This is a genomic window from Amycolatopsis sp. NPDC006125 (genome assembly GCF_040614195.1).
Taxonomy (GTDB): Bacteria; Actinomycetota; Actinomycetes; order Mycobacteriales; family Pseudonocardiaceae; genus Amycolatopsis_E; species Amycolatopsis_E tucumanensis.
Window position 1 is genome coordinate 42,669 of the sequence record NZ_JBEXTZ010000061.1, and the last position, 9,043, is coordinate 51,711.

The window sequence follows — 9,043 nt, forward strand, 5'->3', positions numbered from 1 at the left end:
CATGACGGTGTCTGCTGAGAACACCGCTGCCGCAGCGGAGGCCGTCGTTCCGGCGGCCTCCCGCGCGGAGCGCTTCACCGGGTACGACGTCCAGGCCTTCGAGGTCCCCAGCGGCCGCGAGGAGAACTGGCGCTTCACCCCGATGAAGCGGCTGCGCGGGCTGCACGACGGCACCGCCACGGCCTCCGGCGAGGTCAAGGTCGACGTCGACGCCGCCCCCGAGGTGCGCGTCGAGACCGTCGGCCGCGAGGACGAGCGTCTCGGCCAGGCCGGTGTCCCGAGCGACCGGATCGCCGCGCAGGCGTACAGCTCGTTCGCCGCGGCGACCCTGGTGACCCTGCCCAAGGAGACCAAGGCGTCGAAGCCGACCGTGCTGCGGCTGACCGGCCCCGGCGAGGGCAACACCGCCTACGGCCACGTGCAGGTGCGCGCCGAGGCCTACGCCGAAGGCGTGGTCGTGCTCGACCACCTCGGCTCGGGCACCTACGCCGACAACGTCGAGTTCGTCGTCGGCGAGGGCGCCAAGCTCACCGTGGTCAGCGTCCAGGACTGGGCCGACGACGCGGTGCACGTCTCCGAGCAGCACCTGCGGCTCGGCAAGGACGCCACGGTCAAGCACATCGTGGTCACCCTGGGCGGCGACCTGGTGCGCGTCTCGCCGACCGCGACGTTCGCCGACCGCGGCGGCGACGTGGAAATGCTGGGCCTGTACTTCGCCGACGCCGGGCAGCACCAGGAGCACCGCCTCTTCGTCGACCACGCGGTCCCGAACTGCAAGTCGAACGTGATGTACAAGGGCGCGCTGCAGGGCGACGACGCGCACGCGGTGTGGATCGGCGACGTGCTGATCCGGGCCGCGGCCGAGGGCACCGAGACCTACGAGCTCAACCGCAACCTCGTGCTCACCACGGGCGCACGCGCCGACTCGGTGCCGAACCTGGAGATCGAGACCGGTGAGATCGCCGGCGCCGGGCACGCGAGCGCCACGGGAAGGTTCGACGACGAGCAGTTGTTCTACCTGCAGTCGCGTGGGATCGAGGAGGAGCAGGCGCGGCGTCTGGTCGTCCGCGGGTTCTTCCACGAGATCCTGATGAAGATCGACGTTCCCGAGGTCCGCGAGCGCCTGGCCGAGGCGATCGAGGCCGAACTCGAAGCCGTCGGCAGCTGAGCCACTCCTTCCACCACGAGAGACAGAGACGAAAAAGGGCCATGGCCACACTGGAAATCAAGGACCTGCACGCGAGCGTCACCACCGACGAGGGCGCCAAGGAGATCCTGAAGGGCGTCAACCTGACGATCCGCTCGGGTGAGACGCACGCGATCATGGGCCCGAACGGCTCGGGCAAGTCGACCCTGTCCTACGCCATCGCCGGCCACCCCAAGTACGAGGTGACCTCCGGCGAGGTGCTGCTGGACGGCGAGAACGTGCTCGACATGAGCGTCGACGAGCGTGCGCGCGCCGGGCTGTTCCTGGCGATGCAGTACCCGGTCGAGGTGCCGGGCGTGTCCATGTCGAACTTCCTCCGCACCGCGGCCACCGCCGTGCGCGGCGAGGCGCCGAAGCTGCGCCACTGGGTCAAGGAAGTCAAGGACGAGATGGCCAAGCTGGAGATCTCGGCCGAGTTCGCCGAGCGCAGCGTCAACGAGGGCTTCTCCGGCGGTGAGAAGAAGCGCCACGAGATCCTGCAGCTGGCGCTGCTCAAGCCGAAGATCGCGATCCTGGACGAGACCGACTCCGGCCTGGACGTCGACGCGCTGCGGATCGTCTCCGAGGGCGTCAACGAGTACAAGGCCAACAACGAGGTCGGCGTCATGCTGATCACGCACTACACGCGGATCCTGCGCCACATCACCCCCGACTTCGTGCACGTCTTCGCCGACGGCAAGGTCGTCGAGTCCGGCGGCAAGGAGCTGGCGGACGAGCTGGAGGAGAACGGCTACGTCAAGTACACCGGCAAGAAGGAAGCCGCGGCGGTCTGACGTTGTTGCTGTGTTGTGCGGGACACCCGCACCCGGTCGGCACATCCAGGCGGCTTCGCAATTTTCGCCCGGATGTGCCTCCGAGCCCGAACTGACACCGCGAGAGAGGAGTTGGCGCGCATGACCACCACAGCCGCGGCCAACACGCCTTTGGACGTCGCTGCGCTGCGCGCCGACTTCCCCATCCTGTCGCGCACCGTGCGCGACGGGAAACCCCTGGTGTACCTGGACTCCGGCGCCACCTCGCAGCGGCCAACCCAGGTGCTGGACGCCGAGCGCCGGTTCCTGGAGACCTCGAACGCGGCGGTGCACCGCGGTGCGCACCAGCTCGCCGAAGAGGCGACCGACGCCTACGAGTACGCCCGTGCCCGCACCGGCGAGTTCGTCGGCGCGGACCCGGGCGAGCTGGTGTTCACCAAGAACGCCACCGAGGGCATCAACCTGGTCGCGTACGCGATGAGCAACGCGGCCACCGCGGGACCCGAGGCCGAGCGGTTCCGCATCGGGCCGGGCGACGAGATCGTCATCACCGCGATGGAGCACCACGCGAACCTGGTGCCCTGGCAGCAGCTGTGCCAGCGCACCGGCGCGACGCTGCGGTGGTTCGACCTGACCGACACGTTCCGGCTGGACCTGTCCAACCTGGACGAGCTGGTCAACGAGCGCACGAAGATCGTCGCGTTCGCGCACCAGTCCAACGTGCTCGGCACGATCAACCCGGTCCAGCCGATCGTCCGCCGGGCCCGCGAGGTCGGCGCGCTGACACTGCTCGACGCGTGCCAGTCGGTGCCGCACTTCCCGGTCGACTTCCACGCCCTCGGGGTGGACTTCGCGGTGTTCTCCGGGCACAAGATGCTGGCGCCGTCCGGCATCGGCGTGCTCTACGGGCGCCGCGAGCTGCTCGAAGCGATGCCGCCGTTCCTCACCGGCGGGTCGATGATCGAGCTGGTCACCATGGAGCGCACCACGTTCGCGCCGCCGCCGCAGAAGTTCGAGGCCGGCGTGCCGATGACGTCGCAGGCCGTCGGGCTCGGCGCCGCGGTGGACTACCTGATTGCGATCGGCATGGAGCGGGTGGCCGCGCACGAGCACGCGCTCGTCGAGGCCGCGCTGGCCGGGATCGCCGAGATCCCCGGCGTCCGGCTGATCGGTCCCGGGGACAGCGCCGACCGCGGCGCGACCGTGGCGTTCGTCGTCGACGGCGTGCACCCGCACGACGCCGGCCAGGTGCTGGACAGCCTGGGCATCGCCGTGCGCGTGGGACACCACTGCGCGTGGCCGCTGCACCGGGTCTGCCAGGTGCCCGCCACCGTGCGGGCGACGTTCTACCTGTACAACGATCTGTCCGAAGTGGACGCGCTGCTCGGTGGTGTCCGCGAGGCGCAGAAGTTCTTCGGGGTGGCGTAGGTGAACCTGGAGAGCATGTACCAGGAGATCATCCTGGACCACTACAAGAACCCGCACGGCCACGGCCTGCGGGAGCCCTTCGACGCGGAGTCGTTCCAGGTCAACCCGACCTGCGGTGACGAGATCACCCTGCGGCTGAAGGTCGAGGGCGACAAGGTCGCCGACGTCTCCTACGAGGGGCAGGGCTGCTCGATCAGCCAGGCGTCGGCGTCGGTGCTGACCGATCTGGTGACCGGTCACACCGTGTCGGAGGCACTGTCCACGATGGACACCTTCGTGGAGATGATGCAGAGCCGCGGCCAGATCGAGCCGGACGAGGATGTGCTGGAGGACGCGGTCGCCTTCGCCGGGGTGTCGAAGTACCCGGCGCGGGTGAAGTGCGCCCTGCTGGGCTGGATGGCGTTCAAGGATGCGCTGACCCGCACGAACGGAGCCGAGAAGTGACCGAGGAGCAGACGCGCGAGGGCCGCACCGCGGAGGACCTGCCCGAGCAGGCGCAGCCGCCGGCCGCGGACGTGGCCAAGATCGAGGACATCGAGGAGGCCATGCGGGACGTCGTCGACCCCGAGCTCGGCATCAACGTGGTCGACCTCGGGCTGGTCTACGACATCCGCGTGGAGCCGGACAACACCGCCACGATCGACATGACGCTGACGTCGGCGGCCTGCCCGCTGACCGACGTGATCGAGGACCAGACGGCGTCCGTGCTGGTCGGCCAGGCCGGCGTGGTGAAGGACTTCCGGATCAACTGGGTCTGGATGCCGCCGTGGGGCCCGGAAAAGATCACCGACGACGGCCGGGAGCAGCTCCGGGCGCTGGGCTTCACCGTCTAGAGCTGGATTTCCGCCCGCGGAACACCGCCGCCGCACTCGGGCCCACCAGGGAACTCGAGCCGCGCGGCGGTGTTCTGCGTTGTGGGGGTGCCGCCCGGCAGGACGACGGTGACTTCGTAGGGACCGACGCGCAGATCGTCGAACGCGGCGAACCCCGTCCACCCGGTGTCCTGCGGAGCGAGTGACGCCTGTTCGGTCCGGCAGACGCCGTCGCGGCACGCCGTCACCGTCGCGGCCGTGATGACCTGGCCGGGCCGTGGCCCCACGTCGAGCCAGATCCCGGGAACCAGGGCCACGGCGGGACACGGCCGACGGAGGACCTCAGTGGTGTGCGGCGCTCCGCCGCAGCCCACGAGGACGGCCGAGGCCAGCAGGAGTGCCGCGCGCATCGTCTACCCCCGGTTGTTCACCTGCGGGACGTCGCCGCAGTCCGCGAGGATGGCCAGCAGGAGTGCCGGGTGGTTCCGCATCGTCAACACCCTGACGTTCGCGTGCGGTACGCCGCCGGAAGCTGCGAGAACGGCCGAGGCCAGACGGAGCGCCGGGCGAGTCCGCATCGTCTACTCCCGGTTGTTCGCCTGCGGAACGCCGCCGTAGGCCGCGGGGGCGGCCAGCAGTGCCGGGCAGTTCCGCACCGTCTACCCCCGACGTCCGCGTGCGAAACGCCGCCGCAGGCTGCCAGGGCGGCCAGCAGTGCCGGGTGGTTCCGCATCGTCTATACCCGGATGTTCGCCTGCGGAACGCCGCCGCCGCAGTCCGGGCCGTTCGGGTACACCAGCTCGGCGGCGGTGGCCTGCGTCGTGCGGGCCAGTTCCACCCCGGCCGCGTTCGTCAGCACCACCGTGATCTCCACCGGCCCCTCCCGCAGGTCGGGGACGTCGACGAAGGCGTACCACCCACCGGTCTCCACCACCCGCGCCGAGCACGTGTCGTCGGGCCCGGTGCCGGTGCAGCCCTGCGGTTCGGCGGTCGTCGCGCGGTGCAGGTCCGGCCGCCAGGTCCGGCAGTCCGCGCCCCAGCAGGCGGTCACCTCAGCGCCCGCGACATCCGCCCGCGGCGCGACGTCGAGACTGATCCCCGGCATCGCACCGATCAGCGTGCAGGCCCGCTCACCGCCCGCCGCACCCTCCGACGCCCCGCACGCCGTCAGCACAGCCAGCCCGAGCGCCAACACCGGCAACATCCGCATGCTTCCCAGACGGACCACGCGGCCCGCCGGTTGCACGCCTCCCCGGCACTGCTCCGGCACGCTCACCGCGACCACCTGTGCAGTACCGGCCGACGGGCTGCGCCCCTACCCGGCGCGGCTCAACCCCACCGGCCCCACCGGCCCCGCTGGCCGTTGCTCCGGCAGCGCGTGCCGCGAACGGCCGCGCAGCACCTCGACCCGCTCCGAACCAGGACGGCCCAGCACCCAGCTCGACCCCGGCACCGACTTGGCCTGCTTCTTCAGCGGCGCCAGCAGCCGCGACGCCTCCCGGTAGGACTCGATCGTCGCCGTGGCGCAGACCAGCGTCGCCAGCGACACCGTCACCGGCATGCCCTCCGCGCTCCACGGCGTGTCCAGCAGCGCGCCCGCGATCGTGCCGATCTCGTCCACGTCGCAGGCGATCAGGAAGTCGTCGCCGCCGACGTGGCTCACCACCATCCTCGGCAGCCGCGACGCCAGGTCCGTCAGGGTGCGGCCGATGGCGCGGATCAGGTCGTCCCCGGCGGCGAAACCGGCGTTGTCGTTGACCGCCTTGAACGAGTCGACGTCCAGCCACGCCGCGACGAACGCCTCCCGGCTGCCGATCCGCCGGTCCACGTCCCGCGCCACCGTGTCGCTGCCCGGCAGCCGTGTCAGCGGGTTCAGCGCCGCCGCCTCCTCGACCTTCGCCTCGGCCACCCCGCGCACCACCTCGGTCACGAGCACCACACCGAGGCAGCGGCCCGCGTCGTCGACCACCACCACGTCGTCGCCGGTGCGGCCCCAGTCCGCGTCGGTCACCAGCTCCAGCAGCTCCAGCGCGCCCGCGTCGGCGTGGATCGTGTGCGGGCTGTCGGCGAGCCGTTCCGCGCTGCGCTTCGCGTGCAGGGCGTGCCCGTACGGCCCGGTGACCGACACCAGGAACCGGGTGCGGTCGATCGACCACCGCGGCCGCCCGTCGGCGTCGATCCCGACGATGCCGCTCGGCGCGTCGCCCGCGGCCAGCGCGGTGCGGACGTCGTCGCAGGTCGCGTCGTGCGGCAGGGTGCTCGCCGGGCGCAGGAAGTCCCGCACGCGCGGCGTGGTGAGCGGCCCCGGCGTGAGGCGCTCCTCCGGGTCCGGGATCGCCGGGGTGAGCAGATGCCCCAGGTTCACCCCGTCCCGGGCGGGGGCGAACAGGTTGCCCTGAGCGATGCGCACCCCCAGGCGGCGCACCGCTCCCAGCTGCGCTTCGGTCTCGACCCCGGTCGCGACCAGTCGCGCGTTGGTCCGGGACGTGAAGTGCAGCAGGGATTCGACGACCGCGACCGAGCCGGCGTCACCGGGTAGCCCGCGCAGCACGCTGCGGTCGAGTTTGAGGACGTCCACCGGCGCGGCCGCGAGCATCGCGAACGGCAGGTCGCCGCGGCCGAGGCCGTCCAGCGCGAGCCGGAAACCCAGCTCGCCGAGCCGGTGCAGGCCGGCGAGCAGCTGTTCGGGCCACACCGAGCAGAACGGCGGCCCGACCTCCAGCACCACCTCGCGCGGCCGCTTGCCGACGCGGGCGAGGGTGTCGAGCAGAGGATCGACCGCGGGCGCGGCCGCGGTGGCGGCCGTGATGTTCAGGTGCAGCGGCAGCAGCGTCTGCTGGTCGGCTTCCGCGCGGACGGCGTCGCACGCCAGCGCGATGTCGGTCTCGACGAGGCGCCGTTCGCGGCGCGCGGTGTCGAGCAGTTCGTGCACGGACCCCTCGGCGGGGCGGGCCAGCGCTTCGAGCGCGACCATGCCGCCGGTGTTCAGGCTGTAGAGCGGCTGGAAGGCGAACCGGACTGGGCGCACGGACCGATCTTCGCTGGTGAGGTGGTCGTATTGAAAGAGATGTCGACTGATGTTCACCTGCGGGGCGGGCAGCGTACTCCCGCGGGGGTACGGGCGGGACAGATACGGTGATGCGCATGGAACCCGATCCGCGGACGCTACGCCGGGAGAACGCCAGCGAACCGGCGTGGTCCGACCTGGCCGACAACCCCTTCCGGGCCGACCGGGACCGCATCGTGGTGTCGCCGTTCTTCGCCCGGCTCGGCGGCGTGACCCAGGTGGTCAGCGCGGCCGGGTCCGGTCTGCTGCACAACCGGCTCACGCACAGCCTCAAGGTCGCCCAGGTCGCCCGCGCCATCTCGCAGCGGCTGCTGTCCTCGGTGGACTCCGCCGAGCTGATCGGCAAGCTCGGCGGGCTCGACCCGGACGTCGCCGAGGCCGCCGCGCTCGCCCACGACCTCGGGCACCCGCCGTTCGGGCACCTGGGGGAGCAGGTGCTGGACCGCATCGCCCGGCACCGGTTCTCGCTGCCGGACGGGTTCGAGGGCAACGCGCAGACGTTCCGGATCATCACCACGACCGACGTGCGCGGCCCGGCGGCGGTCGGCCTGGACCTCACCGCGGCCGTGCGGGCGGCGGTGCTGAAGTACCCGTGGGCGCGGCTGCACTGGCCCGACCCGCACCCGGCCGCGATGCGCATCCCGCCGCGGGGCGCCGCCGAGCCGGACGAGGCGCCGGGCACCGGGTCGAGCAAGTTCTCCGCGTACTGCACCGAGCTGGACGACGTGGTGGCCGCGCGCAGGCCGTTCGCCGGGCGGATCGAGCCGTGGCAGCAGACCGTCGAGGCGTCCGTGATGGACACCGCCGACGACCTCGCCTACGCGATCCACGACATCCAGGACTTCCACCGCATCGGGGTCCTGCAGCACGCGCCGGTGGCCGCCGAGCTGGGGGAGTGGCTCGACCACGCGGTGGAGCTGGCCGGACTGGACAACGCGACGCTCGCCGCGCAGATCCGCCGCCCCGGCCGGTCGCTGGAGCAGCTGCGGCGCCGCATGCACGCCAAGGACGCGTGGATCGTCGACGACGACGCGTTCGCCCACGCGGTGTCGCGGATCCGGGCCGAGCTGGTCGACGGCCTGCTCGCGGAGCCGTTCGACGGTTCGATCGAGGCGGAGCAGGCCACGGCGGCGTTCTCCGCGCGGTGGACGCACCGGCTGGTGGACGGCGTGATCGTGCTGCCGTCGCCGTCCACCCGGGCCGGGCACGTGTCGCTGCGGACCGCCCAGTGGCACGAGGTGCAGGTGCTCAAGTTCGTGCACCGCCGGTTCGTGTTGCTGCGCCCGGAACTGGCCCTCCACCAGCGGGGACAGGCCTCGCTGCTGACGACGCTGGTCGACGCGCTCGACGCGTGGCTCGCCGACCGGGACGAGGTGTCGCGCCTGCCGCGGCGCCTGCACGACCTGGTCGAGCTGGCGCAGTCGGAGTTCGAGGACCTGGCCCGGAACGCGCCCGAACTGCTGGTCGGAGCGACGGGCGAGCCGGTCGCGGGCGCCGACGCCGTGCGCGGGCTGGCGAGGGGCCGCGCGGTGATCGACTTCGTGTCGTCGCTGACGGACAAGCAGGCGGTCAGCCTGCTGGACGCGCTCTCCGGCCGATCCGGCCAGCCGTGGTCGGACAGCTTCGTGCTCTGACCAGCACGCCATCCAGCAACCAACCGCCGGCCGGCAACGCAACGCCACCGACTACCCCAACCAGACCTCCCCCGCCCCCGATCCACAGCCGATCTTTAGTCGCCGACCAGGGTTGTCAAGGCACGCTTTCCCGCCTTGACAAC

Annotated in this window: 9 protein-coding genes; 6 read left to right on the forward strand and 3 right to left on the reverse strand. The window is 71.7% G+C overall.

The features are described 5' to 3' along the window. The first annotated feature begins 1 nt into the window (after window position 1). From sufD to ABZ193_RS27515, 5 genes are all read left to right on the forward strand, one after another. A complete protein-coding gene (gene sufD / locus ABZ193_RS27495) occupies window positions 2–1,168 on the forward strand; it encodes a Fe-S cluster assembly protein SufD (protein WP_020421259.1) in 1,167 nt (388 codons plus the stop codon). A 41-nt stretch (window positions 1,169–1,209) separates the two neighbouring features. Continuing rightward, on the forward strand, window positions 1,210–1,980 hold the full coding sequence (gene sufC, locus ABZ193_RS27500; protein WP_237339016.1) for a Fe-S cluster assembly ATPase SufC: 771 nt from the start codon (window positions 1,210–1,212) through the stop codon (window positions 1,978–1,980). 120 nt (window positions 1,981–2,100) lie between these two features. Beyond that, window positions 2,101–3,387 (forward strand): cysteine desulfurase, encoded by a 1,287-nt coding sequence (locus tag ABZ193_RS27505; RefSeq protein ID WP_354711999.1) that lies wholly within the window; start codon window positions 2,101–2,103, stop codon window positions 3,385–3,387. After that, the gene (gene sufU / locus ABZ193_RS27510; protein WP_017982994.1) at window positions 3,388–3,831 is read left to right on the forward strand and encodes a Fe-S cluster assembly sulfur transfer protein SufU; all 444 of its coding nucleotides are present in this window, start codon (window positions 3,388–3,390) and stop codon (window positions 3,829–3,831) included. Next, a complete protein-coding gene (locus ABZ193_RS27515; protein ID WP_020421256.1) occupies window positions 3,828–4,220 on the forward strand; it encodes a metal-sulfur cluster assembly factor in 393 nt (130 codons plus the stop codon). The genes sufU and ABZ193_RS27515 overlap by 4 nt, the downstream gene beginning before the upstream one ends. On the opposite strand, the gene ABZ193_RS27520 is transcribed toward ABZ193_RS27515, so the two are convergent. The 3 genes from ABZ193_RS27520 to ABZ193_RS27530 all read right to left on the reverse strand — a co-directional run bounded on the left by ABZ193_RS27520 (window position 4,217) and on the right by ABZ193_RS27530 (window position 7,227). Further along, a complete protein-coding gene (locus tag ABZ193_RS27520) occupies window positions 4,217–4,516 on the reverse strand; it encodes a hypothetical protein (RefSeq protein ID WP_354712001.1) in 300 nt (99 codons plus the stop codon). The genes ABZ193_RS27515 and ABZ193_RS27520 overlap by 4 nt on opposite strands. A gap of 419 nt (window positions 4,517–4,935) precedes the next feature. After that, the gene (locus ABZ193_RS27525; RefSeq protein WP_237339019.1) at window positions 4,936–5,403 is read right to left on the reverse strand and encodes a hypothetical protein; all 468 of its coding nucleotides are present in this window, start codon (window positions 5,401–5,403) and stop codon (window positions 4,936–4,938) included. 111 nt (window positions 5,404–5,514) lie between these two features. Beyond that, a complete protein-coding gene (locus tag ABZ193_RS27530; RefSeq protein WP_308191200.1) occupies window positions 5,515–7,227 on the reverse strand; it encodes a GGDEF domain-containing protein in 1,713 nt (570 codons plus the stop codon). A gap of 110 nt (window positions 7,228–7,337) precedes the next feature. On the opposite strand from ABZ193_RS27530, the gene dgt reads away from it, so the two are divergent. After that, a complete protein-coding gene (gene dgt / locus ABZ193_RS27535; RefSeq protein ID WP_027936326.1) occupies window positions 7,338–8,900 on the forward strand; it encodes a dGTP triphosphohydrolase in 1,563 nt (520 codons plus the stop codon). Window positions 8,901–9,043 lie beyond the last annotated feature (143 nt).

Bases quoted from the DNA above. Each gene is read 5' to 3' on its own strand.
- ABZ193_RS27505 (WP_354711999.1), top strand. From the start codon at position 2,101: ATGACCACCACAGCCGCGGCCAACACGCCTTTGGACGTCGCTGCGCTG.
- ABZ193_RS27525 (WP_237339019.1), bottom strand. From the start codon at position 5,403: ATGTTGCCGGTGTTGGCGCTCGGGCTGGCTGTGCTGACGGCGTGCGGG.
- sufC (WP_237339016.1), top strand. From the start codon at position 1,210: ATGGCCACACTGGAAATCAAGGACCTGCACGCGAGCGTCACCACCGAC.
- sufD (WP_020421259.1), top strand. From the start codon at position 2: ATGACGGTGTCTGCTGAGAACACCGCTGCCGCAGCGGAGGCCGTCGTT.
- dgt (WP_027936326.1), top strand. From the start codon at position 7,338: ATGCGCATGGAACCCGATCCGCGGACGCTACGCCGGGAGAACGCCAGC.